The sequence below is a fragment of the Arthrobacter sp. NPDC057388 genome, assembly GCF_042668165.1.
Lineage (GTDB): Bacteria > Actinomycetota > Actinomycetes > Actinomycetales > Micrococcaceae > Arthrobacter.
In genome coordinates this window covers 46,435-72,926 of record NZ_JBHVBL010000018.1, presented here as the reverse complement: position 1 = coordinate 72,926, position 26,492 = coordinate 46,435, and the positions used below count along the sequence as shown (strand labels likewise).

General features: G+C 68.7%; 26 protein-coding genes and 1 riboswitch. Of the genes, 16 read left to right on the top strand and 10 right to left on the bottom strand.

The genetic code is table 11. The features are described 5' to 3' along the window. Window positions 1-29: 29 nt before the first annotated feature. Window positions 30-1,619: an aminopeptidase P family protein gene (locus ACFUTU_RS10970; RefSeq protein WP_377964085.1), complete on the bottom strand. Its 1,590-nt coding sequence runs from the start codon at window positions 1,617-1,619 to the stop codon at window positions 30-32. 49 nt (window positions 1,620-1,668) lie between these two features. Between ACFUTU_RS10970 and ACFUTU_RS10965 the strand changes: the two genes are divergently transcribed. Then, a complete protein-coding gene (locus tag ACFUTU_RS10965; RefSeq protein ID WP_377964083.1) occupies window positions 1,669-2,514 on the top strand; it encodes a PHP domain-containing protein in 846 nt (281 codons plus the stop codon). Between the two features lie 58 nt (window positions 2,515-2,572). Here the strand turns inward: ACFUTU_RS10965 and ACFUTU_RS10960 are convergent, their stop codons facing one another. The 3 genes from ACFUTU_RS10960 to ACFUTU_RS10950 form a co-directional block, all read right to left on the bottom strand. Continuing rightward, on the bottom strand, window positions 2,573-3,445 hold the full coding sequence (locus ACFUTU_RS10960) for a DNA-methyltransferase (RefSeq protein ID WP_377964081.1): 873 nt from the start codon (window positions 3,443-3,445) through the stop codon (window positions 2,573-2,575). A gap of 5 nt (window positions 3,446-3,450) precedes the next feature. After that, window positions 3,451-5,142, bottom strand: coding sequence for a DEAD/DEAH box helicase (locus ACFUTU_RS10955; RefSeq protein WP_377964079.1), 1,692 nt, complete (start codon window positions 5,140-5,142; stop codon window positions 3,451-3,453). Window positions 5,143-5,457: 315 nt separating this feature from the next. Beyond that, window positions 5,458-6,975, bottom strand: a complete 1,518-nt coding sequence (locus tag ACFUTU_RS10950; RefSeq protein ID WP_377964077.1) for an RNB domain-containing ribonuclease — start codon at window positions 6,973-6,975, stop codon at window positions 5,458-5,460. 41 nt (window positions 6,976-7,016) lie between these two features. Here ACFUTU_RS10950 and ACFUTU_RS10945 point away from each other — a divergent pair, with 41 nt between their 5' ends. Next, complete coding sequence (locus ACFUTU_RS10945; RefSeq protein ID WP_377964075.1) at window positions 7,017-7,703, top strand: ferritin-like fold-containing protein; 687 nt, start codon at window positions 7,017-7,019, stop codon at window positions 7,701-7,703. An 11-nt stretch (window positions 7,704-7,714) separates the two neighbouring features. On the opposite strand, the gene thiE is transcribed toward ACFUTU_RS10945, so the two are convergent. Then, on the bottom strand, window positions 7,715-8,416 hold the full coding sequence (thiE, locus tag ACFUTU_RS10940; protein WP_377964073.1) for a thiamine phosphate synthase: 702 nt from the start codon (window positions 8,414-8,416) through the stop codon (window positions 7,715-7,717). Window positions 8,417-8,443: 27 nt separating this feature from the next. Further along, window positions 8,444-8,565: riboswitch (TPP riboswitch) on the top strand. Between thiE and ACFUTU_RS10935 the strand changes: the two genes are divergently transcribed. The 4 genes from ACFUTU_RS10935 to ACFUTU_RS10920 all read left to right on the top strand — a co-directional run bounded on the left by ACFUTU_RS10935 (window position 8,556) and on the right by ACFUTU_RS10920 (window position 11,721). Next, on the top strand, window positions 8,556-9,926 hold the full coding sequence (locus tag ACFUTU_RS10935; RefSeq protein WP_377964071.1) for an FAD-dependent oxidoreductase: 1,371 nt from the start codon (window positions 8,556-8,558) through the stop codon (window positions 9,924-9,926). Its footprint overlaps the riboswitch before it by 10 nt. Beyond that, a complete protein-coding gene (gene thiS / locus ACFUTU_RS10930) occupies window positions 9,923-10,159 on the top strand; it encodes a sulfur carrier protein ThiS (protein WP_076801567.1) in 237 nt (78 codons plus the stop codon). Before ACFUTU_RS10935 ends, thiS begins: the two co-directional genes overlap by 4 nt. Before the next feature lie 5 nt (window positions 10,160-10,164). Beyond that, window positions 10,165-10,959, top strand: coding sequence for a thiazole synthase (locus tag ACFUTU_RS10925; RefSeq protein WP_377964069.1), 795 nt, complete (start codon window positions 10,165-10,167; stop codon window positions 10,957-10,959). A gap of 63 nt (window positions 10,960-11,022) precedes the next feature. After that, on the top strand, window positions 11,023-11,721 hold the full coding sequence (locus ACFUTU_RS10920) for a 4a-hydroxytetrahydrobiopterin dehydratase (protein ID WP_377964067.1): 699 nt from the start codon (window positions 11,023-11,025) through the stop codon (window positions 11,719-11,721). On the opposite strand, the gene ACFUTU_RS10915 is transcribed toward ACFUTU_RS10920, so the two are convergent. The 3 genes from ACFUTU_RS10915 to ACFUTU_RS10905 are packed head-to-tail and all read right to left on the bottom strand — an operon-like array spanning window position 11,718 to window position 12,978. Next, on the bottom strand, window positions 11,718-12,020 hold the full coding sequence (locus ACFUTU_RS10915; protein ID WP_377964065.1) for a hypothetical protein: 303 nt from the start codon (window positions 12,018-12,020) through the stop codon (window positions 11,718-11,720). The two genes, ACFUTU_RS10920 and ACFUTU_RS10915, sit on opposite strands and share 4 nt — an antisense overlap. Window positions 12,021-12,028: 8 nt before the next feature. Continuing rightward, window positions 12,029-12,253: a DUF3107 domain-containing protein gene (locus tag ACFUTU_RS10910; RefSeq protein WP_003805104.1), complete on the bottom strand. Its 225-nt coding sequence runs from the start codon at window positions 12,251-12,253 to the stop codon at window positions 12,029-12,031. A gap of 56 nt (window positions 12,254-12,309) precedes the next feature. Then, window positions 12,310-12,978, bottom strand: a complete 669-nt coding sequence (locus ACFUTU_RS10905) for a TetR/AcrR family transcriptional regulator (protein WP_377964063.1) — start codon at window positions 12,976-12,978, stop codon at window positions 12,310-12,312. Between the two features lie 84 nt (window positions 12,979-13,062). Here ACFUTU_RS10905 and moeB point away from each other — a divergent pair, with 84 nt between their 5' ends. After that, window positions 13,063-14,262 (top strand): molybdopterin-synthase adenylyltransferase MoeB, encoded by a 1,200-nt coding sequence (gene moeB / locus ACFUTU_RS10900; protein WP_377964061.1) that lies wholly within the window; start codon window positions 13,063-13,065, stop codon window positions 14,260-14,262. A 54-nt stretch (window positions 14,263-14,316) separates the two neighbouring features. On the opposite strand, the gene ACFUTU_RS10895 is transcribed toward moeB, so the two are convergent. Both ACFUTU_RS10895 and ACFUTU_RS10890 read right to left on the bottom strand, forming a co-directional pair. Next, a complete protein-coding gene (locus ACFUTU_RS10895) occupies window positions 14,317-15,000 on the bottom strand; it encodes a hypothetical protein (protein ID WP_377964059.1) in 684 nt (227 codons plus the stop codon). A 95-nt stretch (window positions 15,001-15,095) separates the two neighbouring features. Next, a complete protein-coding gene (locus tag ACFUTU_RS10890) occupies window positions 15,096-16,454 on the bottom strand; it encodes a glutamyl-tRNA reductase (RefSeq protein WP_377964057.1) in 1,359 nt (452 codons plus the stop codon). Between the two features lie 159 nt (window positions 16,455-16,613). Between ACFUTU_RS10890 and hemE the strand changes: the two genes are divergently transcribed. The 9 genes from hemE (at window position 16,614) to ACFUTU_RS10845 (ending at window position 26,486) form a co-directional block, all read left to right on the top strand. Next, window positions 16,614-17,708 carry a uroporphyrinogen decarboxylase gene (gene hemE, locus ACFUTU_RS10885; protein ID WP_377964055.1) on the top strand — a complete coding sequence of 365 codons (1,095 nt, stop codon included), beginning with the start codon at window positions 16,614-16,616 and terminating at the stop codon, window positions 17,706-17,708. Between the two features lie 5 nt (window positions 17,709-17,713). Continuing rightward, window positions 17,714-19,189 carry a protoporphyrinogen oxidase gene (gene hemG / locus ACFUTU_RS10880; protein ID WP_377964053.1) on the top strand — a complete coding sequence of 492 codons (1,476 nt, stop codon included), beginning with the start codon at window positions 17,714-17,716 and terminating at the stop codon, window positions 19,187-19,189. Window positions 19,190-19,295: 106 nt separating this feature from the next. Then, entirely contained in the window at window positions 19,296-20,435 is a 1,140-nt protein-coding gene (locus ACFUTU_RS10875; protein ID WP_377964051.1) for a hypothetical protein, read from the top strand. Between the two features lie 86 nt (window positions 20,436-20,521). Next, complete coding sequence (gene hemQ / locus ACFUTU_RS10870; protein WP_377964049.1) at window positions 20,522-21,223, top strand: hydrogen peroxide-dependent heme synthase; 702 nt, start codon at window positions 20,522-20,524, stop codon at window positions 21,221-21,223. Further along, a complete protein-coding gene (locus ACFUTU_RS10865; RefSeq protein ID WP_377964047.1) occupies window positions 21,220-22,452 on the top strand; it encodes a ferrochelatase in 1,233 nt (410 codons plus the stop codon). Before hemQ ends, ACFUTU_RS10865 begins: the two co-directional genes overlap by 4 nt. After that, complete coding sequence (hemC, locus tag ACFUTU_RS10860) at window positions 22,449-23,447, top strand: hydroxymethylbilane synthase (protein ID WP_377964045.1); 999 nt, start codon at window positions 22,449-22,451, stop codon at window positions 23,445-23,447. Before ACFUTU_RS10865 ends, hemC begins: the two co-directional genes overlap by 4 nt. Window positions 23,448-23,526: 79 nt before the next feature. Further along, a complete protein-coding gene (locus tag ACFUTU_RS10855; RefSeq protein WP_377964043.1) occupies window positions 23,527-24,321 on the top strand; it encodes a uroporphyrinogen-III synthase in 795 nt (264 codons plus the stop codon). 57 nt (window positions 24,322-24,378) lie between these two features. Continuing rightward, entirely contained in the window at window positions 24,379-25,359 is a 981-nt protein-coding gene (gene hemB, locus ACFUTU_RS10850) for a porphobilinogen synthase (protein WP_377964041.1), read from the top strand. After that, window positions 25,359-26,486 (top strand): LLM class flavin-dependent oxidoreductase, encoded by a 1,128-nt coding sequence (locus tag ACFUTU_RS10845; protein WP_377964039.1) that lies wholly within the window; start codon window positions 25,359-25,361, stop codon window positions 26,484-26,486. Before hemB ends, ACFUTU_RS10845 begins: the two co-directional genes overlap by 1 nt. Window positions 26,487-26,492 lie beyond the last annotated feature (6 nt).

Below are 26,492 nucleotides of genomic sequence, written 5' to 3'. Positions count from 1 at the left end.
CGCCCTTTTTGCCGTGGTTTAGCCAGGCACTACGCCTTGGCGTCGATCTCCTGGTAGATGCCGGCCATCCAGGCTTCGACGTCGTCTGCCGTGCGGGGCAGCGCCGCGCTGAGGTTCACCGGGCCTTCGGCGGTCATCAGGATGTCGTCCTCGATCCGCACGCCAATGCCGCGGTACTCCTCGGGAATGGCGAGGTCCTCCTGCTTGAAGTACAGGCCCGGCTCGATGGTGAAGACCATGCCCTCCCGCAGCACGCCGTCCAGGTAAAGTTCCCGCTTGGCCTGTGCGCAGTCATGGACGTCGAGGCCCAGGTGGTGGCTGGTGCCGTGCGGCATCCAGCGCCGGTGCTGCTGGCCGTCCTCGCTGAGGGCCTCCTCGATGGAGACCGGAAGGAGGCCCCACTCCGCAAGCCGCTCCGCGAGCACCGTAGTTGCGGCGGTGTGCACGTCGCGGAACTTCACGCCGATCTGCGCGGCCGCGAAGCCGGCGTCGGCCGCATCCAGGACGGCCTCGTAGATCTTGCGCTGGATGTCGGAGAACTTGCCGGTGGCCGGGAGCGTGCGCGTGATGTCCGCAGTGTAGAGCGAATCGGCCTCAACGCCGGCGTCCAGCAGGAGGAGCTCCCCGGCATTGACCTTGCCGGTGTTCCGGGTCCAGTGCAGCACGGTGGCGTTGTTTCCGGAGGCGGCAATGGTGTCGTAGCCGAGTTCGTTGCCTGCCTCGCGGGCACGGGCGAAGAAGGCGCCCTCCACCACGCGTTCGCCGCGGACGTGCGTCAGGGCACGGGGCAGTGCCTTGACCACCTCGGTGAAGCCTTCCACGGTGGCGGCCACCGCAGTGCGCATCTGCTCGATTTCCCACTCGTCCTTGGTCAGGCGCAGTTCGGAGAGGGCTTCGGACAGTTTCTCGTCGAGGGCGTCCAGCACGCCAAGGTCCAGGTTGTCCGGGTCCTTGGCGGTGTTGTAGCGGGCGGTGTCCACGAGCGCGTCGATGTTTTCGTCCACCTTGCGCACCAGGCGGATGGAGATGCCGCCGATTTCGGGGGCGCCCACATTCTTGGTGACGGCCACCTCGAGTTCGTCGATGTGGGCGGTGGGGATTCCGAGCCGGGCCTCAAACTCCGCGAGCGTGGGGCGTGCGCCGATCCAGAATTCGCCCGACCGCGCGTCGGCGTAGAACTGTTCGGTGTCCCGTCCGGCCAGCGGCCGGAAGTAGAGCGTGGCGCGGTGGCTGCCGCCGTCGTCGCCCTTTCCTGCCTCAACAGGTTCGAAGATGAGCACTGCGTCGGGCTCATGGTCCAGCCCGAGGCCGGTGAGGTGGGCGAAGCCGGAGTGCGGCCGGAAACGGTAGTCGCAGTCGTTGGACCGGACCTTCAGGGGCCCTGCCGGGACCACCAGACGTTCACCCTTGAACTGGTCGGAGATGGCCCGGCGCCTCCTCGCGGCGTGGCCGGCGACGGCGTCCCGTTCAGGGGTCACCTGCTGCGCAGGCGCCCAGTTGCTGGCCATGAAGGCCTTGAAAGCCGCGGAAGTGGGCCGCTGGGAGCGGTTGTTGACGCGCTCTTCCAGTGGCTGGGAAGCTGTGTTTTCACCGTTGTGGGTGTTGTCTGCATGGTTCACCGTCCCATAGTCTCACCCGTCCACGCGCGCCATCTACTAGGCTGGGCGGGTGAGGATAGATCTGCACACGCACTCGAACGTTTCCGACGGCACGGAGACACCGGCCGAGGTCATGGCAGCCGCCGCGGCGGCAGGACTGAACGTTATCGCGCTGACGGACCACGACTCCACCGACGGCTGGGCTGAAGCGTCCCGGGCCGCGGTGGACAACGGGGTGGCGCTGGTGCCCGGCATGGAGATCTCCTGCCGGACGGACCGCGGGATAAGTGTCCACCTCCTGAGCTACCTGCACGACCCCACGCACCCCGGTCTGCTCGAAGAAATCACCAAGGCGCGGGACGCCCGCCTCACCCGGGCCGAACGCATGGTCACGCTGCTGGCAGAGGACTACCCCCTGACCTGGGACGACGTCATCCACCACGTGGCGCCGGGGGCCACGCTGGGACGGCCGCACATCGCCGACGCCCTGGTGGCGGCCGGTGTGGTGGCAGACCGTTCCGAGGCCTTCGCCTCGATCCTTACATCCCACTCGCGCTATTACGTGCCGCACTACGCACCCGAGCCCGCGCTCGCCGTCGAACTGGTGTGCGACGCCGGCGGCGTTCCCGTTTTCGCGCACCCGCGGGCGTCCGCGCGCGGGCGGGTGGTGGAGGTGGGCACGTACCATGACATGATCGACGCCGGGCTGGCCGGGCTTGAGGTCAACCACCGCGACAACCCTGAGGAGGGCCGGGAATTCCTGCGGAAGCTGGCCGCCGAGCACGGGCTCCTGGTGACGGGATCCTCCGACTATCACGGCCTCGGCAAGCCGAACCGCCTGGGCGAGAACCTGACCGCGCCGGACGTATTCGAGCGGATCGAGGAGCTGGGCTCGGGCACTGCCGTCGTGCGTTAATCCCAACTGACTGGCATTAGTTGTCGTTTTGGGGCGTCAAAACGACATCAACTGCGAGCTAGTTGGGCGGGCGGGAGACGATCTCGGCGTGCGCCCCGAGCCGCTTGGCCATGACGTCGATGGCCGGCTGGTTCTGGTCCACGCAGACGAACCTGCGGCCCATCTTGGCCGCGACGGCGCCGAGCGTGCCGGAACCGGCGAAGAAATCCAGGCACCAGTCGCCCGGACGGCTGGAAGCTGCCACCACGCGGCGGACCAGGCCCTCGGGCTTCTGGGTGGGGTAGCCGGTCTTTTCCTTGCCCGTGGGGGAGACGATGGTGTGCCACCAGACGTCCGTGGGCAGCTTGCCGAGCTCACGCTTGGCCGGAGTCACGAGCCCCGGGGCCATGTAGGGCTCCCGGTCCACCTCGGCGCTGTTGAAGTGGTATTTCGCCGGGTTCTTGACGTAGACGAGGATGTTGTCGTGCTTGGTGGGCCAGCGGTTTTTGGCGCGCGCCCCATAGTCGTAGGCCCAGATGATCTCGTTGAGGAAGCATGCCCGGCCAAAGATCGCGTCCAGCATCACCTTCGCGTAGTGCACCTCGCGGTAGTCAAGGTGCAGGTACAAGGTGCCGTCGTCAGCAAGGAGCCGCCACGCCTCCACCAGGCGCGGCTCGAGGAAGGACCAGTAGTCGCTGAAGGCGTCGTCGTACCGGTGCAGGGCGCCCTTGATCGTGTCGTAGGAGCGGCCCTTGAAACCCACCCGGTCGCCATCGCCGTCGGCGTTGAGCACCATCTTCGTTTCCTGGCGCTGCTGGGCCCGCCCCGTGTTGAAGGGCGGGTCCACGTAGATCAGTGTGAAGGCGCCGTCCGGCAGCGTGGGGAGGAAGTCCGCGTTATCCGCGTGCACCACCAGGTTGCTGCCGTCCGGCGCCCAGACAGTTTCAGTCATTGAGGCTATGGGGCCTCGGTGCCGGGCTGCGCGCCGGTGGCTGCGGATTCGCCGCCGGAGACCACTTCGCCGTTGCGCCGGCGCGTGCGCGTGCGGTTGCGGCGCGGGCGTGCGGGCTGCTCGCCGTCGACCGTCGCCGTGGCGGCACCTGTTCCGGCATCCGCGCCGGCCTCTGCGGCCCGGGATTCTGAAGAACGGGACTCTGAAGAACGACGACGGCGCTCGCCTGAGCGCTTGCCGGCGTCGCCGCTGCGGCGGCCGCCGTCCCTGCCGCCGGAACGGCCGGACTCACGCTTCCCGGAACGGCTGTTCTTCTTGCCCGTCTCGCCCAGGTCCTCCAGCACCTCGGCGTCGACGCCGGCAAGGGTGCGCTTGCTGCGCGGGAGCCGGCCCTTGGTGCCTTCCGGAATGTCCAGGTCGGTGTACAGGTGCGGCGAGGAGGAGTAGGTTTCGACGGGCTCGGGCACGTTCAGGCCGAGTGCCTTGTTCACCAGGCCCCAGCGTGGCATGTCGTCCCAGTCGACGAACGTCACGGCCGTGCCCTTGTTGCCGGCGCGGCCGGTGCGGCCCACGCGGTGCAGGTAGATCTTCTCGTCTTCGACGCACTGGTAGTTGATGACGTGCGTGACGTCATCGACGTCGATGCCGCGGGCGGCGACGTCGGTGGCCACCAGGACGTCCACCTTGTTGTTGCGGAAAGCGCGCAGGGCCTGCTCGCGGGCCCCCTGCCCAAGGTCGCCGTGGATGGCGGCAGCGGCAAAACCGCGGTCCACCAGTTCCTCGGCCACCTTCGCGGCGGTCCGCTTGGTCTTGGTGAAGATGATGGTGCGGCCACGTTCGCGGGCCTGCAGGATCCGGGAGACCACCTCGGTCTTGTCCAGGCTGTGGGCGCGGTAGATCAGCTGGCGGATATCGCGCTTGGTGAGCCCCTCGTCGTTGGGGTCGGCGGCGCGGATGTGCGTGGGCTGCGTCATGTAGCGGCGGGCCATGGCGATGACGGGGCCGGGCATGGTGGCCGAGAACAGCAGGGTCTGGCGGACGGCGGGCGTGCCGGCGATGAGCGTCTCGACGTCGGGCAGGAAGCCGAGGTCCAGCATCTCGTCGGCCTCGTCCAGAACGACGATCTTCACGTTCTTAAGGACCAGGTGGCGCTGCTTAAAGAGGTCGATGAGGCGGCCCGGCGTGCCGACGACAACCTCCACGCCCTTCTGCAGTGCCTCGATCTGCGGCTCATAGGCACGGCCGCCGTAAATCGTGGCGATCCGCACGTTGCGCTTGCGGGAGGCGGTCTGCAGGTCGTTGGCCACCTGGACGGCAAGTTCGCGGGTGGGAACGATCACCATCGCCTGCGGTGCGCCGGGGGAGGGGAGCTTGTCGTACCCGGCGTCGTCCCGGCCCACCACGCGCTGCAGGACCGGGATGCCGAAGCCGAGAGTCTTGCCGGTGCCGGTCTTGGCCTGGCCGATGATGTCGTGCCCGGTCAGCGCCACGGGCAGCGTCATGGCCTGGATCGGGAAGGGGTGCGTGATGCCGGCGTCCGCCAGGGATTCGACGATGTCGGCGCGGACATCGAAGTCGGTGAACGACTTTTCGGCTATTTCGTGCGGCTTCTCGTCCGAGATGATGGTCTCTTCCGGCTCGATGGTCTCGGTGCCGGTGTCGTCGGAGAGCAGCTGGTGGGTATGCAATTCACTCACAGGGGAGTTTCCTTATTCATTTAGGCATTGGCGCCGCCTGCTCAACGGGGCTGGCCGCGGGGCCGTTCCGGAGCACGCTCAGGCGCGCAAGCAATTCCAGTGGAAGCCGATCGCGGGCTATCTATGCCGGCACTGGGGACCGGCGGGTGGAACTCAAGATCGCGTAGGGGCGGGCTTGTTGAATTTCAAATCAAGGAAATCAACGACCGGGCATCCATTACTACCCACCCAGTCTACTGGCAAACCCGTGCATTCCTTGACTCGCACGGCGGCAGCTGCCTGCAGCTGCCGCAAGCCGCTGCCGTCCACACCGGGTCAGTCGACGAGCTCGAGGCGGATTTCGCGGGTGGTGATGTCCGAGGAGATGAGCCGGACGCGGACTTTGGTGCCCGGCTCCATTTCCCCTTCACACCGGGCCGTCACGGCCGGTTCGGCGATCTGCACCACTCCCGAGGGGGAGGATCCGTTGGTCCCCTTGCCATTGCCGTTCCCTGCGGAGCCGCCGTTCCCGTTGCCGTTGCCGCTGCCGTTGCCGTTTTTGGCCGGCTTCGACCCGGAGATCACCACGGCATCGAACTCCTGCCCGATGTGGTTGATCAGCAGCGCGGCTTCCACGGTGTCCAGGGCAAGGCGTTCCATCCGTGCCGCCAGCTGGTCGGAGTACGCCATGATTTCAGGCAGCGAGGGCAGTGCCTCGCGGGCCCAGGCCGGCACCGGCCGGTTGTTGCTCAGCGCGTCACAGATGACCAGCACAAACCGGTCCACCAGGCGGCGCAGCGGCGCGGTGGTGTGGGCGTACGCCGTGCCGATGGCGGACTGCACGGCGTCCTCCGGAACTGTTCCGTCGAAAGGGGTGTAAGTGGCGCCACGGAACAGCATGCCGGCCGAGTGGAGGATGGCCAGCTGCCGGTGGTCGGTGGGGTCGAGGGTGCGCAGGTACTCGCCGTAGCTTTCCTGGCCGTCCCACGGCTTGCCCAGCGCAGCTGTCTGCCGCTTGAAGTGGCTGAGCGAGCGTTCATCCGGGGCCGGCATGGTGCGCAGGATCCCCACCTTGCCGTCGAGCATGAGGGAAGCTGCAGCCATCCCGGTCATGAGCGAAATCTGGGCGTTCCAGTCCTCCACCGGAAGCTGCGGGACCGCCACGATCCGGTAGCCGCCGTCGGGAAGCTGGACGATCTCCTGCTCCGGCATGTTCAGGCTGGCACCCCCGCGGGCCCGCTCCAGGTCGACACGCTTGCGGCCCACTTCGCGCAGCAGCTGCAGCATGGGCGGTGCAGTGCCGGCATCGAGGTCGGCCTGGACCCCCTTGTAGTCCAGCTTGGCACGGCTGCGCACGGCAGCGCGGCGGACCAGCGCGGACACCACCTCGGCTGTGGCGTCGAGTTCAAACTCCCAGACGAAGGCGGAGCACAGCTGCCCCGCCAGCAGGCTGCCGGCGTTCTCGCTGATGACCTCCGGGTGCAGCGGAATCCTGCCGTCCGGGGCGTAGAACGTCTGCCCGCGGCGGCGGGTCTCGGCGTCGAGCGCGCCGCCCGGCTGCACGAAGGACGGAACATCGGCGATGGCGTAAAGGATCCGGTAACCGCCGCCGAGCCGCTCAATGAAGAGCGCCTGGTCAAGGTCCGTGGACGACGGCGGATCGATCGTCAGGAAGTCCACCCCGGTCAGGTCCAGGTCGGGGAAGTCCCGGCTGGCGACGGCGGCTTCGGCCTCCTTAAGCACCTCTTCCGGGAATTCCCCGGGAAGCTCCAGTTCCGTCCGCAGCGCGCTCAGGGCATCCGCGAGCGCGTTGGTCTGCTCGTGGACGCTGGGCGACAGCCGATGATGTGACACGAAAATCAGGTTAGCCCGAATTGCGCCGTTAGTCTTGGATTATGGGCACATCCTCGGCTGGCACCGCTCGCTACGACCGCTTCGTCGCAGACCTGTTCGGTGTGATGGCGTACGGTGAACTGTCCGCGTTCGAACGGCTCTCCTCCGACGCCCGTTACTCGCCGACGCTGCACGACCGTGCCGTCCTGGGCAGGATCGCCGTCATCGAATTCCAGCATTACGAGCTGGTGAGCGCCAAGCTGGCAGAGATGGGCGTTGACGTCGAACACGCGATGCTGCCGTTCCAGTCGGCCGTGGACCACTTCCATGAACGGACCCGCCCGGCGGACTGGTACGAATCCCTGATGAAGGCGTACGTGGTGGACACCGTGTCCGCCGATTTCTACCAGGCCGTGGCGCGGTTCGTGGACGCCGGAACCCGGGACGTGATCCGGCAGATCCAGTCCTCCGAAGAGGCCACGGCAGTGCTCCGTGAGCGGCTCAAGGGCGCGCTGGCCGATGACCCCCGGCTCGCGTCGAGACTGGCGCTGTGGGGCCGCCGCCTCCTGGGCGAGGCGATCACCCAGGCCCAGCGGGTCGGCCACGAACATGCCTTCCTGGGCGAGATGTTCGTCGAAGCGGAACCCGGCGCCACGGAGGCCACCGCACGGGAACTGGTCCGCGGCATCACCGCCGAGGTCGCGGAAAACCATTCCCGGCGGATGGTGCAGCTGGGCCTGAGCGGGTAGCCTGCCGGTCGCTAAACGACAGCAGCCGGGGACGTTGCGTCGAGGGCGTCGAGCAGTTCGGCCGCGGCGGCTGCCGGGTCCGGCGCCTCCGTGATCGCGCGGACGACGACGATCCTGCTGGCTCCGGCCGCCAGGACCTGCTCCACGTTGGTGCGGTCGATCCCGCCGATCGCGAACCAGGGCAGCAGCAGGCCTCCCACCCGTTCCTCGTTCGCCGTGCGGACAGCCTGCGCCGCGTACGTCACCAGGTCGAGTCCGACGGCGGCGCGCCCGGGTTTGGTGGGGGTGGCCCACAGCGGGCCCACGCAGAAGTAGTCCAGGCCGCTGCGCCCGTGCGCGGCGGCGATGGCGGCATCCACCTGCTCCGTGCTGTGCGTGGAGAGCCCGATCACCGTTGCATCGTGCAGCAGTTTCCGGGCAGCGCGCAGCGGCAGGTCCTTCTGGCCGATGTGGAACACCGGTGCACCCGCGATGGAGGCGATGTCGGCGCGGTCGTTCACGGCCCAGAGCCGCCCGTGCCTGCGGGCCGCGGCGTGGACGACCTCGAGAAGTTCGAGCTCTTCGGCGGCCTCGATGCTCTTGTCCCGCAGCTGGATGATGTCCACGCCGCCGGCAAACGCCGCGTCCACGAAGTCCGCGAAGTCCCCGCGGTCCTTGCGGGCGTCGGTGCAGAGGTACAGGCGGGCCGTGGTGTGGGCAGAGTGCTGGGTCATGGCAACCACCTTAGTTCCTCTAAACTGGGCAGGTACCGCGGGAGCCCGTCGCCGATGTCATAAAAGGCGCAGGGCTGAGAGGGCGTCAGAGCCGACCGCTTGACCTGATCCGGTTAGTACCGGCGTAGGGAAGGAAATCATGAACCCTGGACCCGGCGGCGAAAATAATGCCGCCACAGTCATTGAGGCTGACGTTGCCGTCATCGGCGGGGGCGTGGTTGGCCACGGTATCGCCTGGGAGGCGCGGCGTTCCGGCCGTTCCGTAGTGCTCATTGACCAAGCCCCCGGCAGCGGCGCAAGCTGGGCCGCTGCCGGCATGCTCGCCCCGGTCAGCGAACTGCATTACCAGGAGGAAGGGCTCCTGGAACTGATGCTGGAGTCCTCGGCCAGGTGGCCGGGGTTCGCCGCCGCGCTCACCACCGGCGGGGACTCCGGTTACCTGACGACGCCGACCCTTGCGCTGGGTGCGGACCCCGCCGACCGCCGGGCACTGATGGACCTGCGGGACGTCCAGCGGAGCCACGGCCTGGACGTGGAGCCGCTGACCATCCGCGAGGCACGCTCCCGGGAGCCGCTGCTCAGCCCTGGCATCTCCTGCGCCCTGGACATCCCCGCGGACCATCAGGTGGATCCGCGCAATCTTGTCAGGGCGCTGGCGGCGGAGCTGGCCGGCTCAGGCCAGGAGATTGCAGGCCAGGAGATTGCAGCCCAGGAGATTGCGGGCCGGGGGGTTGCCGGCCAGGGGACCGGAGTCGAGGACGGATTCGCGGTGCGGGAACACGCCGCCGGCCTGCTCTGGGACAGCGGGCGGGTCCGGGGGGTCCGGCTGGCGGGGGGCGGAAGCGTGCTTGCCGCCGAGACGGTGGTGGCCAACGGCCTGGCCGCCGCTCACCTGCAGAACCTGCCGGAACGCCTTCAGCTGCCGCTGCGCCCGGTCTATGGGGACATCCTCAGGCTCCGCGTCCCCGCGCACCTGCAGCCCCTCCTCACCGCCACCGTGCGGGGCATCGTCCGGGGGGTTCCGGTCTACATCGTGCCCCGGCAGGACGGCACGGTGGTGATCGGTGCCACCCAGCGCGAGGACAGCGTGCCGGGCACCAGCGCCGGCGGCGTCTACCAGCTGCTGCGTGACGCGCAGGCCCTGCTGCCGGCAGTTGCCGAACTCGAGCTGCTCGAAGCCACCGCCAGGGCACGGCCCGGCACACCGGACAACGCGCCCCTGCTGGGCCGCGTGCCGGCGGGCGTATCCGCGAGTGGCGAGGCGGGCGGGGACGTGGCGGGCCTCATCATCGCCACCGGCTTCTTCCGCCACGGCGTGCTGCTGACTCCGGCGGCTGCGGCGATCTGCCGGCAGCTCATGGACGGCATCACCGACCCCCGCTGGGCCGCGTTCCGGCCGGCACGGTTTTCCCCCGGACTTTCCGATTCGCCCGGAGCGGCAGCACCGCCCCGGAGCGGCCACCCCCGCATGACGCACGTCACATTTGACCCAAGCAAGGAATCAGCATGAACATCACTCTGAACGGTATTGAACAGGAAGTAGGCGAGGGCGCCTCGGTCACCACACTCGTCAGCCAGGTCACGGGACGGCGCCTGTCCGCCAGCGGGCAGGCAGCCGACGGCCAGCGGCTGGGCGTTGCGGTGGCCCGCAACTCAGCCGTGGTGCCCCGCAGCCAGTGGCACAGCACCGCCCTTGCCGAGGGCGACGAGATCGAACTCGTCACGGCAGTCCAAGGAGGATGAGCACGATGGCAGAAACACTGATTGAAACAGCGGACAGCCTGGTCATTGACGGGGTGGAACTGGGCTCACGGCTCATCATGGGCACCGGAGGGGCTCCGAGCCTGGACGGTCTCGGCTCAGCGCTGGTGGCGTCCGGAACGCAGCTGACCACCGTGGCGATGCGCCGCTATTCGCCTGCCGAAACGGGCTCGCTCTTCCAGCTGCTGGTGGACCACAACATCCGCGTCCTCCCCAACACCGCCGGCTGCTTCACGGCCAGGGACGCGGTCATGACGGCCGAGCTGGCCCGTGAGGCGCTGGAGACCGACTGGGTCAAGCTGGAGGTCATCGCGGACGAGCACACCCTGCTGCCGGATGCCGTCGAGCTCGTGGACGCGACGGAACAGCTGGTCAACCGCGGCTTCAAGGTCTTCGCCTATACTAACGACGATCCCGTGCTGGCGCTGCGGCTCGAAAACCTGGGAGCCTCCGCGGTCATGCCGCTGGGAGCGCCGATCGGCACCGGCCTGGGCATCCTCAATCCCCACAACATCGAGCTGATCGTGTCCCGGGCATCAGTCCCCGTGGTCCTGGATGCAGGGATCGGCACGGCCTCGGACGCCGCGCTGGCCATGGAGCTCGGCTGCGACGCCGTGCTGCTGGCCACGGCCGTCACCCGGGCGCAGAACCCCGCGGTCATGGCCGAGGCCTTCAAACACGCCGTCATCGCCGGTAGGCTGGCGCGTGCGGGCGGGCGGATCCCGCGCCGTGAGCATGCCTTGGCGTCGTCGGCCATGGAGGGCCGGGCGGAGTTCCTCTAAGCCCGGCCGCTCCAATCCTGCGCGGCGCGCGGCGGCTCAACAGGCACTTCCAAGGAGCCAGCCGTGGCCGCCAGGGACGACATCCTCACCCGAACCCAGATCGACGAGGCCCTCGCAGGCCTTCCGGACTGGCGGTACCGGCTGGGCGGGCTGGTCACCGTCTTCAAGGCGCCGACGGCGGCCGTCGCGCTTGAGCTGATTGCCGCCGTCGGGCGTGTGGCAGAGGAGATGGACCACCACCCGGACCTCGACTGGCGCTACAACCGGGTGTTCATCCGGTTCAGCTCCCACGACGTCGGGGGCGAGGTCACCGCGCGGGATACCGGAGCGGCCGCCTCGGTCAGCGCTGCCGCGGCGGCGGCCGGTGCCGAAGCCCAGCCGGGCCTGCACCGGTCGGTGGACATCGGCATCGACACCGCGGACGCGGTGGAGATTTCCGAGGTCTGGCGCGTCGCACTCGGGTACCGCAAGGGCCGGTCCGGGGACCTGGTGGACCCGTACGGGCGCGGTCCCGGCGTGTGGTTCCAGGAGACCCGGACACCCAACGACAACCGCCTGCACCTGGACATCCACCGCCCGAAGGCCGAGTCGGGATCCGCGCTGGAGAAGACAGCCGCAACCGGTGCCTTAATGAACAGTGACCACGCACCCGCCTGGGTGGTGGTCACTGATGCCCAGGGGAACCGGCTCTGCCTGTGCACCGAGGAGGGCCAGGGGCCGGACCCGGGCCAGGCAGAGCATGCCGGTTCTGCGGACAGCTAGATCTTCAGCGCTGCCGTTAGCCGCTGGGTGTCCTGCCTGGCGCGTGCACGGCCCAGGTAGACGGCCACGGCGAGGGCGGCAGCGGTCCCGGCCACCATCGGGAGGACCCACGGTATCCACGTCAGTCCGGGCTGGTAGCCCAGCCCCGCCCAGATGCAGATGATCCAGGCGAGCATGCCCACTGCCGTGGCCGTACCGGCCGGCAGGAGGATGCCGTACTTGGTGTGGCGCCTGTCGTTGGCCCAGACGATGAAGCCGGCCGCGGCAGTCACCAGGACCACGATCGCGAGGGACAGCACTGCTCGGCCTACAGGGCGCCGAAGCCGACCCGGCGCACTTCCTCCGCACCGATTTCGACGTAGCCCAGGACATTGGCCGGGATGATGATCTGGCGGCCCTTCTCGTCGTTCAGGCGGAGCTCGCTGCCCTTGGCGATGGCTTCGGCCACGACCTTGGCCACAGCATCAGCATCCTGAGCCGATTCCAGCACAATTTCACGGCCGACGTTCTGAATGCCGATCTTTACTTCCACAGCGGGGCCTCCCAGCCAGTCAAGGTTGAAATTTCAAAGGTAGTTTCAGTTGTAGTCTAGGTCTCTTTGGGGAAGCGAGAGATTCCGCGCCAAGCTAAACGGTAAATCAGGTCGCTCGCCACATCGAGGTCGAGGTTCCCGTCGGTTTCGAGCCAGTAGCGTGCGCTGACCTGGGCCATGCCGGCCAGGCCCCGTCCCAGAAGCTGCGCTTCGAGCAGCGGCAGCTTGGTGTCCTCGGCGATGACCCGCGCAATGGCCTCCGCGAAGGTTTTGTTGAAGGTTTCCAGCCGCGAACTGACGTCGGCGTCGTTGATGAGGTCGGACTCGAACACGAGCCGGTGGGCCTGGTCGTCGCTGTCGATGAAGCGGAAGTAGGCGCGCATGACGGCCTTCACGCGTTCCTTGTTGTCCGTGGTGGAGTTCATGGCCCCGAGCATGAGCTCGGTCAGTGCCTCGAGATGGCTGTCCAGCAGGGCAAGGTACAGCTCCCTCTTGGACGGGAAGTGCTGGTAGAGCACAGGCTTGCTGACGTGGGCTGTTTCGGCGATCTCGTCCATCGCGGCGCCGTGGTAGCCGTTGGCGACAAAAACTTCCTGGGCTGCGGCCAGGAGCTGGGCCCTGCGCTCATCGCGCGGCAGCCTGGCGGAGCGCTGGCCGGGCGCGCGGGCCGGGCCGGCATTGGATTGCGCGGCCTGAGTTCGATCAACCGGTGCATGATGAACCACTGTTGGCCTTCTTTCCTTTGCAGTTAACTTCACTTTACCCGGGGGTAATATGACCGCGCGGTATCTTCAGGCATACATTGAAGTATGGCTTCTCCGTCCACCGCAAATACAGTCCGCGCGCTGCCCGGTCCCCTTGTCGATCCCGGGGCCGAGCTTTCCACCGAAGAGGTGGAGCGGTATTCCCGGCACCTCATCATTCCCGAGATCGGCGCCCTCGGCCAACGGCGGCTGAAGAACGCGCGTGTCCTGGTCATCGGCGCGGGCGGCCTCGGCTCGCCGGCCCTGCTGTACCTCGCCGCCGCAGGCGTGGGAACCATTGGGATCATCGACGACGACGCCGTGGACCTGAGCAACCTGCAGCGGCAGATCATCCACGGTGTGCGGGATGTCGGCCGGCCCAAGATCGAGTCCGCCCGGGATGCCATCGCGGAACTGAACCCGCTGGTGGACGTCCGCCTTCACAACACCAGGCTCGATGCCTCCAACGCGCTGGAGCTGTTCGCCGGCTACGACCTCATCCTGGACGGCGCCGACAACTTCGCCACCCGCTACCTGGTCAACGACGCCGCGGCCATCCTCGGCAAGCCCTACGTGTGGGGATCGATCTTCCGCTTCGACGGGCAGGTCAGCGTCTTCTGGGAGCAGCACGGGCCCACCTACCGGGACCTCTATCCGGAGGCGCCGCCGGCCGGTGAGGTGCCCTCGTGCGGGGAGGGCGGCGTGTTCGGGATGCTGTGCGCGGCAGTCGGCTCGCTCATGGTGACGGAGGCCGTCAAGCTGATTACCGGCGTCGGGCGTTCCCTGCTGGGCCGGGTGGCGCTGTACGACGCCCTGGGCGGCAGCTGGCGCGAGATCAAGGTGGCCAAGGATCCCAGCGCACCGCGGATCACCGAGCTGACCGACTACGAGGCATTCTGCGGCATCACCCCGGCGGAGACGACCGACACGGAACACACCGTGACGGCAACCCAGCTGGCCACGATGCTGGCCTCCCGGCAGGCCGGGCTCAAGGATTTCGACCTCGTCGACGTGCGCGAGTCGGGGGAGTACGACATCGTCCGGATTGACGGCTCCGTGCTGATCCCGCAGGGGCGCATCCTCTCCGGCGAGGCCTGGGGCGAGCTGCCGCAGGACAAGGACATCGTGTTCCACTGCAAGGCCGGGACGCGCTCGGCCGCCGTGCTGGCCGCCGCCCGGAAGGCCGGTTACCGGCGAGTCAGCCATCTCGACGGCGGCATCCTCGCCTGGGTGCGCGACGTGGAGCCCCAGAAGCCCGTCTACTGACCGGAACCTGCAGCGTATGGGGGTATCCGTCATTGACGTCCAGGTCCAATGGGTTCACGAGGATACCTTCGCCACCGTCAGCAGCGGAAGGGCAAGGGACCGGGCATCATCGTCCAGCCCCGTATACTCCACCTCCATGGCCACGGAGTCGTGCGGGGCGAGGTAGCTGATCCAGACCTGCTCGGTGGCGCCCGCGGCAATGGTTCCCGGCCCGCGGTCGGCGTCCTGCGGCGCAATGGTGATGCCGGAGGGCAGCAGCTTCAGGCGCAGCTGCCCGGGGCTGAACAGGACGGGCGCGGGGCTGGTATTCGTAAGCGCGACTTCCAGCACGACGACGTCAGCCCAGGTGAAGTTTGCCGGCTGCGGCCAGCCTGAGTCCAGAAGCGGGTCGCCGTGGTGGTCGTCAGCTCCGGTGCCCTGGCGGCTGGAGACGCGCTGGATTGCGGGCTGGGCCGCTGCGGCGGCCGTCCTTGCTCCGCTGGTGACCTGTGATATTGCCGAGGCCAGCGGCGCCGCGGCAGGCCGGCCCTGAGCGTCAAGCCTGGCGAGGCGGCCGGCTTCAACCAGGGAGAGGGTTCCGAAGGCCGTGTCCAGGCCCTTTCCGCTGCCTGGGCGGCTGCGGGAGACAATGCCGTAGGTCCCGCCGCCCACCAGCAGGAGGGCTCCGCCGCCCATGAGCAGTCCGAATTGCCGGCGGCTCAGGGGCGGCACGGCAGTGGCCGGTGAAGGAAAATTCATGATTGCTCCCCAATATGGTGTTCACGGGCAACATCCATGCTGCGCGGGGAGCCTATGGAAAGCTTGGGGAGCTCTGTTTGTCAGAACATAAGCCGCTAGGCAGAATTGCGGCGGGTACCGTCCTGTGCCGCGGCAGCCGACGTTCCGACTCCGAGAGCACTGTGGTCGACCGGGCATTCGGTCTTGGATGCGGCAGCGGGCTGCTCCACGGTGATGCCGTACAGCGTTTCCAAAGCTGCGACGTAATCGTCCTGCTGGCCGTTGGCCGCGAGCTCACGTGCCCGCACGGTGGGTACGTGAAGCAGCTGCTTGACCATGCGCCGCAGGGCGAACTCAACCTCTTCCGCGGCGGCGGTGCAGCCGTGCCGGGCGCGCACCTTTTCCATTTCCGCGTCCAGCACGTTCATGGTGTGGCGCCGCAGGGCAACGATGGCCGAGTCCACGGACCGTGCCTCGCGCTCCTGCTCAAACGCCTGGGCGGCGCCGGCCACCATGCTGCTGGCCTGGGCGAGCGACTCCGCCTGCTCCTGGGGCGCAGCGAGCCGCACGGATTCCAGCGTGAGCAGCTCCACGCCGTCGAGCTCCCCGACGGCGGGGTCAAAGTCGTGGGTGAGCGCCAGGTCGATGGCGATCAGCGGCTGAGCGGACCCGGCACGCACCTGGGCGAGTTCGTCGGCCTCTACCCGCGTATCCGAGCCGCTGCAGCCGATCATGACGTCGGCCGCGGCCACCGCAGCGTTCAGGGTGTCGCCGTCGAGGGCGGTTCCGCCCCTGGTCGCCACGAAGGTGGCCGCGCGGCCCGACGAGGAGAATACCGAGATGTCGCGGCAGCCGCGTTCACGGAGGAGGGCCATGGTGGCTCCGGCGTAGGCTCCGGTGCCGAACACCACAACCTTCTTCTTCGACCAGTCCGCGTCCTCGGAGAGGTCGGTGGCGAGGTCGAGGGCCACGGAGACGATGGACAGGCCCCGCGAGCCGAGCGCAGTCTGCGCGCCGACGTCCTTGGCGGTCTTGGAAGCGGCCTGAAACAGGCGGACCAGTCCGGCGCTGGCCGTACCCTCATGCTGGGCAGTGATCAGGGCGCGGCGTACCTGCCCGGCGATCTCACGTTCGCCCACCACCGCGGAGTCGAGTCCGGAGCTCACTGCAAACAGGTGCTTGGTGACCTCGGGCCCGGTGTGGGTGCTGAACGAACGGGACACGAGCTGCTCGCTGAGGCCGCTGGTTTCGCTGATTTGCCCGACGAGGGCAGCGCGTGCGGCTTCCACGTCGTCGGCATGGGGCGCCTCGCCGTAGATTTCATAGCGGTTGCAGGTGGCAAGGACCACTGCCCCCTTGACCGCCGGGGAACCGGCGAGGGCGGACGTGGCAATGCCAGAAGAACCGTTGCTCAACTGAGCAACGGTTTCGAGGTCGATGTCGGCGTGTGTAGCCACCAATGAGAAAAGAACCACAGCAGGACAATCATAGCTTTTTCGCACCGGCGTAGAACAACCCTTCAAACGGATAGGGGCGTTCCCAGGCCTGTGATTCCTGCCACCCGGTGAAGTGGCTGCCGCGGAATGACAAGCTGTCGTTATCTTTTGGGGACTATTTTGGGCACAATCAAAGGCATGACTTCTAGCGCTGTAACACCCGCCGGTACCGGACTCGACGCAGGCCATCCGCTTCGCGACGGACGCACTGCAGACTCTCCTCTTATTACGGCTTACCGCGGCGGCAAGCCGGGCCGCCGTCCGGTGTGGTTCATGCGCCAGGCGGGGCGTTCCCTGCCGGAGTACCTGAAGGTCCGCGAGGGCGTCGCCATGCTGGACTCCTGCCTGCGGCCCGAACTTGCCTCGGAAATCACCCTGCAGCCGGTGCGCCGGCACGATGTGGACGCGGGCATCTTCTTCTCTGACATTGTTATTCCGCTCAAGCTGGCCGGCGTCGGCGTCGACATCGTTCCGGGCGTGGGGCCGGTCCTGGACAAGCCGGTGCGGACCGCCGCCGACGTCGCAGCGCTGCCGCGCCTCACCGAGGAATCGCTGGAGCCCATCCGGGAAGCTGTCCGGCTGACCGTGGAGCAGCTCGGCAAGACCCCGCTGATCGGCTTCGCCGGCGCGCCCTTCACGCTGGCGGCATACATGGTGGAGGGCCGCCCCTCCCGCGACCACCTGGGTCCGCGGACCATGATGCACGCCGACCCTGAGACGTGGACCGCGCTGGCCAACTGGGCTGCGGACGCCTCCGGGCTGTTCCTGCGCGCCCAGCTGGAGGCAGGCGCTTCCGCCGGCCAGCTCTTTGACTCGTGGGCGGGTTCCCTGGGACTGGCCGACTACACCCGCTTCGTAGCGGCCGCCTCGTCCCGCGCCCTGGACCACGTCCGTGACCTCGGCGCGCCGCTGGTCCACTTCGGTACCGGCACCTCCGAGCTTCTCGTGGCCATGCGCGATGTCGGTGTTGACGTGGTGGGCGTTGACTACCGCCTGCCGCTGGAGGAAGCCAACCGCAGGCTTGGCGGCACTGTTCCGCTGCAGGGCAACATCGATCCTGCCCTGCTGTCAGCACCGTGGGAGGTCCTCGAGGCGCACGTTCGCGAAGTCATCGCCTCGGGCGCGGCGGCCCCCGGCCACGTACTGAACCTTGGCCACGGCGTGCCGCCGGAGACTGACCCGGATGTCCTGACGCGCGTCGTCGAACTCATCCACTCCATCTCCCCGGAGTAAGGGCAGTGGCTGCTGGCAGTCCCTCCCTTGCCGGGCGCAGGGCACTGGTGATCGGCGGCGGCATCTCGGGGCTCCTGGCCGCCCGTGAGCTCGCCCGGGCCGGTCTCCAGACCACGGTGCTCGAAGCCGCCGGCGCGTGGGGAGGCTGTGTGGGCCGGCACGACGTTGCCGGGCTGGCCCTGGACAGCGGGGCCGAGTCCTTCGCTACCCGTTCCACTGCGGTGGCAGACCTGGCGGCCGAGCTGGGACTGGGCAGCCATATCGTTGCCCCGCGGCCCGGGGGCGCCTGGGTGCAGCTGCCCGACGGGCCCCGGGAACTCCCCAAGACGGGCGTCCTGGGCATCCCGGCCAATCCGTGGGACCCGGAGGTCCGCCGCTCGCTTGGCCTGGCCGGTTCCCTGCGCGCCTCGCTGGACAAGCTGCTGCCGGCCTCCGTGGGGACCAAAGCGAAGGTTTCCAGCGTCTCCTCGCTGGTCCGGGCACGGATGGGGCGGCGCGTCCTGGAACGGCTCGTCGAACCGGTGGTGGGTGGCGTGCATTCAGCCGACCCCGGGCTGCTCGACGTCGACATGGTGGCCCCGGGCCTCAGGGCCGGCATCACCCGGCACGGGTCGCTGGCCGCTGCCGTCGCAGCGCAGCGCAAGGGGACCGGAACGCAAGCCACGGCAACACCCAGGGAGCCCGCCAAGGCGGGCTCCGCCGTCGCCGGTTTAAAAGGCGGCATGCACACCCTCGTCACGGAACTCGTGGCGGAACTCCGTGCGCGCGGCGTGCGGCTGCTGCTCAAGACGGAGGCAACGTCGGTGGCGCGGACCGCGGCCGGCTGGAACGTGACGGCAGGGGCGGACAGCTATACGGCCGCCGTATTGGTCGTCGCCCTGGACGGCCCCTCTGCGGTGCGGCTCCTGCGTGAAGCGGTGCCGTCCCTGGCGGGACACGAACCCGGACCGGGGCCTGTGGTCAAGCTTGTGACACTTGTTGTCGATCTCCCCGCGCTGGACAACCGCCCGCGTGGCACCGGCATCCTGGTGGCGCCGCAAACGGCGGGCATCCGGGCGAAAGCCCTCACCCACGCCACCGGCAAGTGGGACTGGGTGGCGGAAGCAGCCGGAAACGGCCGGCACGTGCTGCGGCTCTCCTATGGCCGCAGTGAAGGTGTGCCAGCCGATGCGGCAGCCGCCGGAACGACGCCGGAAGCGGCATCGGACACAGAGCTTCTTGACACCGCTTTGCAGGACGCGTCAGCGCTCCTGACCGTGCCCGTCACGCGCGATGCACTCGTGGACTGGGACGTGGTGAGCTGGGCCGGGGCGCTGCCCTTTGCAGCCGTCGGGCACCGCCAGCGCGTTGCCGAAGTACGGGAGGTCTGCGCCGGCGTTGACGGGCTGCTGATGGTCGGCGGCTGGCTGGCCGGCAATGGGCTGGCGGCGGTGGTGGCCGACACGAAAAAGCAGCTGGCTGCGTTCCTGGCGAAGGGCTGAAACAAGTTTCCGAAGCTGTCCGCCGGACAGCTTCCCTGTCGCCCGCGATACCTTCTCGCCGGGCGGCCCGCAAGTTTTCCCCGGCGCCAAATTGTGTTTAGGGTCGATGACTATGGTCAATCAGAAGTCCGATGGTTTTCGTTCGCTGACTGGTTTCCATGGGGGTCTTCGGCGCGGCACCGCAGCAGCTGCGTTCGGAGCGGTACTGGTCCTGTCTGCAGGCGTTCCTGCATCCAACGCTGCAACGTCCGAGCTGCCGGCGTCCGGGCTGCTGGGCGATTCAGAGCAGACGGGCAGTGGCGCCGGAACGGGGCTGGAAGCCACCGTCGACGCTGCCGGCCTCGAGGCCTGGGCGGCAGCCGCACTGTCGAACGAGCGCGATAGTCGGGACGAGCCAGCGCCGTCCGGCCCGGCTCCGTCTGATTCGCCGTCGGAAACGCCCTCCGAATCACCATCGGTCCCGCCGTCGCTTGCTCCGCTGGTTCCGGCACCGGTCCCGTCCATGACCATCTCTGCCAGCCCGACGCCGGCCGTTCCCGTGCCCTCGCCGTCAGACCCAATCACGTCCGGCCCCATTACGTCCTACCCCGTTCCGTCGGTGCCGGTGCCGTCCGTTCCCGTGCCCACCACTCCGGTTCCCGTGCCCTCCCAGCCGATTCACACTGATCCTGCGCCGTCGCCGGCCCCGGCCTCCCCGGGAACGGCAAAGCCCGCCAGCCCCGCCGCCCCGCCGCCCACATCAGAGGAGACTGCCCCAGCGGGGATGCAGACGCCGTCGGCAACACCGTCACAATCGGGTAGCTGGACCGGGTCATCGACCGGCAACGGAAGCTCGTCCGTCTGGCAGCCGCCCGCCGGGCAGACACCTGGTGGGCAGGCGCTGGCCGGGTCTGTCACCGGAACGGGCTCCCAGGCCCAGTACGCGGGCGGCTCCGCACCGGCCGCCGGAGCCTCTTCGGCGGACACCAGCCCGTTCAAGGAAATCACCGGCCTCTCGGGTGGCTCCGGCCTCCGGGGGCGATCGGCTTCGGGGATTGCCGCCGGAGTCTGGGGATCGGCACAGCTCGCGGGCCCCAACAACATGGCCACGATCAGCTCGGCCTACATGCGCGGACCGGCCGAAAATGCCGTCATGAGTGCGTCGCACCGCGGGACCATCGCTCCGCAGGTGTGGTGGGGAGCGGGACTGCTTGCCGTCGCCGGGGCGGCTGGCGTGGCGGCAGTCAGGCTCCGGCGGGCGCTGTGAATCCGGCTGTGAAATTCACCACTTCTACACAGCGTAGAAGTTGAGTTTTTCGACTTAGGCCGCTCAGAAGGGGCAGGATAGTAACCATGAGCCACACTCCTGCCGAATCTGTCACCAAAATCGAAGAATCAGCCGAGCAGTTCTTCACCCTCTGGACCGTGTTCAAGCGCTCCGCCGAGGTCCTCCGTAGCGCCGATGCTGCCGAGGATTTCGACGCCCTGGTGGCGCGCCTGGCCGAGGCAGGGGTAGTCCACCGCGGAAGCTACGACGTTTCCGCCATGCGCGCCGACGCCGACGTCATGGTCTGGCTCCACGGCCCCAAGCCGGAGGCGCTGCAGCAGGCCATCCGCGACATCCGCCGCAGCAAGCTGTTCGCGGGAACCGAACTCGTCTGGTCCGCCATGGGCGTCCACCGCGAGGCGGAGTTCGCCAAGAACCACACCCCGGCGTTCTCCCGCGGCGTGGAGCCGGCGGAATGGCTGTGCGTGTACCCGTTCGTCCGCTCCTACGAGTGGTACCTGCTGCCGGAGGACGAGCGCGGCAAGATGCTGCGCGACCACGGCCTGCTGGGCCGCGACTTCCCGCAGGTCATTTCCAACACCGTCTCCTCGTTCGCCCTCGGGGACTGGGAATGGATCCTCGGCCTGGAGGCGCCCGAACTCGTGGACCTCGTGGACCTGATGCGCCACCTGCGTTCCACCGAAGCGCGCAACCACGTCCGCGAGGAGATCCCGTTCTACACCGGCCGGCGGATCACGTCCGGCGAGATCGCCGAGGTCCTCGCATGAGCCCGCTGGATCCCCAGGAAGGCACCGCAAATCCTGTCACCGAGACCGGCAGGATGGCTCCCAAGGAGTACGACGGCGTCCTGCTTGCCTCCTTCGGCGGCCCTGAGGGCCAGGATGACGTCATCCCGTTCCTCCGCAACGTCACCCGCGGCCGGGGAATCCCCGATGAGCGCCTCGAAGAGGTCTCCCACCACTACCGCGCCAACGGCGGCATCAGCCCGATCAACCAGCAGAACCGGGAGCTGAAGGCGGCCCTCGAAGCCGAGCTGGCGGCGCGGGGCATCGACCTGCCCGTGCTGTGGGGCAACCGCAACTGGGACCCCTACATCCCGCAGACCCTGCAGGACGCGTACGACGCCGGCCACCGCCGCCTGCTCATGCTCACCACCAGCGCGTACTCCTGCTACTCCAGCTGCCGCCAGTACCGCGAGGACATCGGCATGGCCCTGACCGAGACCGGGCTGGACGGCCGGCTGGAAGTGGACAAGGTCCGCCAGTACTTCGACCACCCCGGCTTCGTGGAGCCCTTCATCACGGGCACCGCCGACGGAGTCGCCGAGGTGCGCGCGCAGCTGGCCGCGGCCGGAAAGCCTGATGCGCCCATCCACGTTCTCTTCGCCACCCACTCCATCCCCACCCGGGATGCCGTGGCTGCCGGCCGCTCCGCGGACGAGCCGCGCGAGTTTGCCGAGGATTCCGCCTATGTGGCCCAGCACCTCGCCAACGGCGCGGAAATCATGCGCCGGGTGGAAGCCGATTCCGGCCTTTCGGCCCCGTGGTCCCTCGTTTACCAGTCACGCTCCGGCGCTCCCCATATCCCGTGGCTCGAGCCGGACATCAACGACGCCATCGAGGACCTCGCCAAGCAGGGCGTCGCGGGCATCGTGATCGTACCCCTGGGCTTCGTCAGCGACCACATGGAGGTTGTCTGGGACCTCGACACCGAAGCGCTGCAGACCTGCAAGGACCTCGGCATCGCCGCCACACGCGTGCCCACGCCGGGAACGCACCGCCGCTTTGTCGAGGGGCTCGTGGAGCTGATCTGCGAACGCACGGTGGCCAACAACGTCGCGGACCGCCAGGCCGTGACCGGCCTCGGCCCCTGGTACGACGTCTGCCGTCCCGGATGCTGCGAAAACTTCCGCGGCGAAAAGCCCACCATCGCCGGCGCCGACACCACCGTTGGACAAGGGCACGACCCCTACCCGGCAGGGCAGGACGCGAAGTGACAGTACGGATCGGCACCAGGGCGAGCAAGCTCGCCCTGACACAGACGCAGCAGACAGCCGACCGGCTGGCCGCGGTCGGAGGTTTCGACGTCGAACTCGTCCATGTCAGGACCGACGGCGACGTCCTCACCGGCTCGCTGTCCCAGATGGGCGGCACCGGCGTTTTCGTTGCCGCGCTGCGCGACGCACTGCTGCGGAACGAATGCGACGTGGCCGTCCACTCGCTGAAGGACCTGCCCACGGGTTCCGCCCCGGGCCTGACGCTGGCCGCAACCCCGCCCCGGGTGGACGTCCGCGACGTCCTCTGCGCCCGCGATGGACTCAAGCTGGCTGACCTGCCCAAGGGTGCCCGCATCGGCACCGGCTCTCCCCGCCGGGCAGCGCAGCTGCGCGCTGTCCGCCCCGACCTGGACATCGTGGACATCCGCGGCAACGTGGACACCCGGCTGGGCCGGGTGCCCGGGCTGCCGGGCAACGCCACCGAGACAGTGGTCGACGGGAAATCGTGCGATCTGGACGGCGTCATCCTCGCTGCTGCCGGGCTGGAGCGCATCGGGCGCCTGGACACCGTCACCGAATACCTGGAGACGGACATCATGCTCCCGGCCGCCGGACAGGGATCGCTGGCCATCGAATGCCGCACCGCCGAGGCGCCCCGCCGGACCGGCTCTGCGGAAGGATCCCAGGGCGTCCTGGCCCAGGCGCTGGCGGCCCTTGACGATGCCGATACCAGGCTTGCCGTCACGGCCGAGCGGGCACTGCTCGCCCGGCTGGAGGCCGGCTGTGCTGCCCCCGTGGGCGCCTACGCGTACCGCAAGGGCAGCATGCTCCACTTGGAAGCTGTTGTCTGCGCCGTGGACGGCACCGCCTCCGTGCGGGACAAGCGCGCCACCGACGGGCTCACCGAAGTCGGCGCCACGTTGCTGGGCATCGAACTGGCCGAGGTCCTGCTGGCAGCGGGAGCTGCGGACATCGCCGACCTGACGGCTTCCTGACGCAGCCGGCCACCGTATGCCAACGACGAGCGGGAAGAACCCGGCGGGCGGGCGCCCGCTGGAAGGATGCCGCGTCCTGGTGACGCGAAGCCCGGAGCGGTCCGGACCCCTCGCGGAGGCGCTGCGGCTGGCCGGCGCCACCCCCCTGCTGCTGCCGCTGACGGCCGCCGAGCGGGCTCCGGACCAGGCGGCGCTCAACGACGCCTTTGAAGCGCTGGGCGAGGGCAACTTTGAGTGGCTCGTGGTCAGCAGCGCCACCACCGTCCTCGCGCTGCAGGAGAAGGCGGCAGAGCACGGGGCGGAACTGCGGAACTGGCTTCCGGCCGGAACCCGCGTTGCCGCGGTGGGCCCCGCCAGCCGGCGCGCACTGGAGGCTGCGGGGGTTGCCGTGCACTTCCAGCCGCAGCACGACCATTCGGCCGCCGGGATAGTGGACGGCTGGCCCGGCGGTCCCGCCGCTGTGCTCTTGCCGCAGGCTGACATCGCAGCCCCGGCACTCGCCCGGGGGCTGGAGGCACAGGGTGCCCGCGTCCGCACGGTAGTGGCCTATGCCACGGTGGATTTCCCGGCCGAGCCCGGGCGCCGGTTAGGCCGCAATGACAGTGCCGGTGCACCGTTGCCGGTGCTGACGCCCGCCGAAGCAAAAGCCGAGGTCGACGGCGGCGTCCTGGCCGCCGTCGTCGCCGCCTCACCGAGCGCCGTGCGGCGCATCGCCGCGGCACTGGCGCCGCTCGCCTCCTGCCGCCTGGTGGTCATCGGCCCGGCGACCGCCGCCGAGGCGGAAGCCCAGGGGCTCGCCGTGGCTGCCACGGCGCGGGAGGCCACACCGGACGGGCTCGTCGCCGCCGTCATCCGGGCCGTCGTCGGCCCCTAGGCGCCGGCCATCAAAACAGCAGTCATCAACAGCAGGCAACACAGTGAAGGACAGGACATGAGCTTTCCGCACCACCGCCCCCGGCGGCTCCGCACCACCCCGGCCATGCGCAGGCTCACGGCCGAGCACCGGCTTGCACCGGCAGACCTGATCCTTCCGGCATTCATCCGCGAGGGGCTGTCCGAGCCCAACCCCCTTGCCTCCATGCCGGGCGTCGTCCAGCACACCACGGACACGCTGAAGCGGGCGGCGGCCGAAGCCGTGGAACTGGGCGTGGGCGGCATCATGCTGTTCGGCATCCCCGAAACCCGCGACGCCGAGGGAACGGCGTCGCTCGACCCTGACGGCGTGCTCAACAAGGCCATCCGGGACGTCCGGGCCGAGGTGGGCGACAGCCTCGTGGTGATGAGCGACGTCTGCCTGGACGAATTCACCGACCACGGCCACTGCGGCGTCCTGGACAGCGACGGCTACGTGGACAACGACGCCACCCTGGAGATCTACGCCAGGATGGCGGTGGCCCAGGCAGACGCCGGCGCCCACGTGCTGGGCCCGTCCGGAATGATGGACGGACAGATCGGCGTGATCCGCCAGGCACTTGAGGACGCCGGCCACGTGAACACCGCCGTCATCGCCTATGCCGCCAAATACGCGTCCGCGTTCTACGGCCCGTTCCGCGAAGCCGTGGACTCGCAGCTGAAGGGCGACCGCAGGACCTACCAGATGGACGCCGCCAACCGCCGCGAAGCCATCCAGGAGGTGGAGCTGGATCTTGCCGAGGGTGCGGACATGGTGATGGTCAAGCCGGCCATGAGCTACCTTGACATCCTGGCCGACGTCGCCGGGATCAGCACCGTGCCGGTGGCCGCGTACCAGATTTCGGGGGAGTACGCCATGATCGAGGCCGCGGCCGCCAACGGCTGGATTGACCGCCGGGCCGCCATCACCGAATCGGTCCTGTGCATCCGGCGTGCCGGCGCCAACATGGTCCTCACCTACTGGGCCAGCGAAATCGCCGGCTGGCTCAGGGAATCCTGATGCCGGAACCGGCCGCCGGTTCGCCGTCGGGTCAGGCCACAGATCCCACCCAGCCGGCGGGTCCCACGGAACCGGTAGGAGCCCGGCAGATCCTGCTGGGCCTGAACACCTTCGGCGACGTCGGAGTGGATGCCGCCGGGGAACCGAAGCCGCATGCCCGGGTGCTGCGGGAGCTGCTGGACCAGGCCGTCCTGGCTGACGCCGTCGGCCTGCACGCCTTCGGGGTGGGGGAGCACCACCGCCGCGACTTCGCGGTCTCCGCCCCCGAGGTGTTCCTCGCTGCCGCCGCGGCCCGGACCACCAGCATCCGGCTCGGTTCGGCAGTGACCGTGCTCAGTTCCGACGATCCCATCCGCGTCTTCCAGCGCTTCTCCACGGTGGACGCCCTGTCCGGGGGCCGTGCCGAGGTCATGCTGGGCCGCGGCTCGTTCATCGAGTCCTTTCCGCTGTTCGGCCTGGACCTGGCGGACTATGAGGTGCTGTTCGAGGAAAAGCTCGAGCTCTTCGACAGGGTGCGGGCGCAGAAGCCGGTCCACTGGGAAGGCCGCACCCGGCCGCCCCTGGCCGGCCTGAGCGTCTACCCGCCGCTGGAACACCACCTGCTGCCGGCCTGGATCGGCGTGGGCGGCACCCCGGAGTCCGTTCTGCGGTGCGCACAGTACGGCTACCCGATCATCTTTGCCATTATCGGCGGCCAGCCCCGCGCCTTCGCGCCGCTGGTGGAGCTGTACCGGGAGGCGATGGCCAAGTACGGCCAGCCCATGCAGCAGATCGCCACCCACTCGCCCGGGCACATCGCCGAAACTGATGAGGCGGCCCGCGAGGAGCTGTTCCCGCACTGGCTTGCCCAGCGGAACAGGATCGGCGCAGAGCGGGGCTGGGGCCCCGGAAACCGGCGCGAGTTCGATGCCATGTGCGGCCCGGAGGGAGCTCTCTACGTCGGCTCGCCCGAAACCGTGGCACAGAAGATTGCACTGTTGAAACGGAACCTGGGCGTTGACCGCTTCGACCTGAAGTACGGCAACGGGACGCTGCCGCACGAATCCATGATGCGCTGCATCGAACTCTTCGGCTCCGTGGTGGCACCCCGGGTGGCCGAGCTCGTCTCTGATGAAACTGTCCGGTGACACCCC

Bases quoted from the DNA above. Each gene is read 5' to 3' on its own strand.
- ACFUTU_RS10960 (WP_377964081.1), bottom strand. From the start codon at position 3,445: ATGACTGAAACTGTCTGGGCGCCGGACGGCAGCAACCTGGTGGTGCAC.
- ACFUTU_RS10945 (WP_377964075.1), top strand. From the start codon at position 7,017: ATGGGCACATCCTCGGCTGGCACCGCTCGCTACGACCGCTTCGTCGCA.
- thiE (WP_377964073.1), bottom strand. From the start codon at position 8,416: ATGACCCAGCACTCTGCCCACACCACGGCCCGCCTGTACCTCTGCACC.
- ACFUTU_RS10935 (WP_377964071.1), top strand. From the start codon at position 8,556: ATGAACCCTGGACCCGGCGGCGAAAATAATGCCGCCACAGTCATTGAG.
- thiS (WP_076801567.1), top strand. From the start codon at position 9,923: ATGAACATCACTCTGAACGGTATTGAACAGGAAGTAGGCGAGGGCGCC.
- ACFUTU_RS10925 (WP_377964069.1), top strand. From the start codon at position 10,165: ATGGCAGAAACACTGATTGAAACAGCGGACAGCCTGGTCATTGACGGG.
- moeB (WP_377964061.1), top strand. From the start codon at position 13,063: ATGGCTTCTCCGTCCACCGCAAATACAGTCCGCGCGCTGCCCGGTCCC.
- ACFUTU_RS10895 (WP_377964059.1), bottom strand. From the start codon at position 15,000: ATGAATTTTCCTTCACCGGCCACTGCCGTGCCGCCCCTGAGCCGCCGG.
- hemE (WP_377964055.1), top strand. From the start codon at position 16,614: ATGACTTCTAGCGCTGTAACACCCGCCGGTACCGGACTCGACGCAGGC.
- ACFUTU_RS10875 (WP_377964051.1), top strand. From the start codon at position 19,296: ATGACTATGGTCAATCAGAAGTCCGATGGTTTTCGTTCGCTGACTGGT.
- hemQ (WP_377964049.1), top strand. From the start codon at position 20,522: ATGAGCCACACTCCTGCCGAATCTGTCACCAAAATCGAAGAATCAGCC.
- ACFUTU_RS10865 (WP_377964047.1), top strand. From the start codon at position 21,220: ATGAGCCCGCTGGATCCCCAGGAAGGCACCGCAAATCCTGTCACCGAG.
- hemB (WP_377964041.1), top strand. From the start codon at position 24,379: ATGAGCTTTCCGCACCACCGCCCCCGGCGGCTCCGCACCACCCCGGCC.
- ACFUTU_RS10845 (WP_377964039.1), top strand. From the start codon at position 25,359: ATGCCGGAACCGGCCGCCGGTTCGCCGTCGGGTCAGGCCACAGATCCC.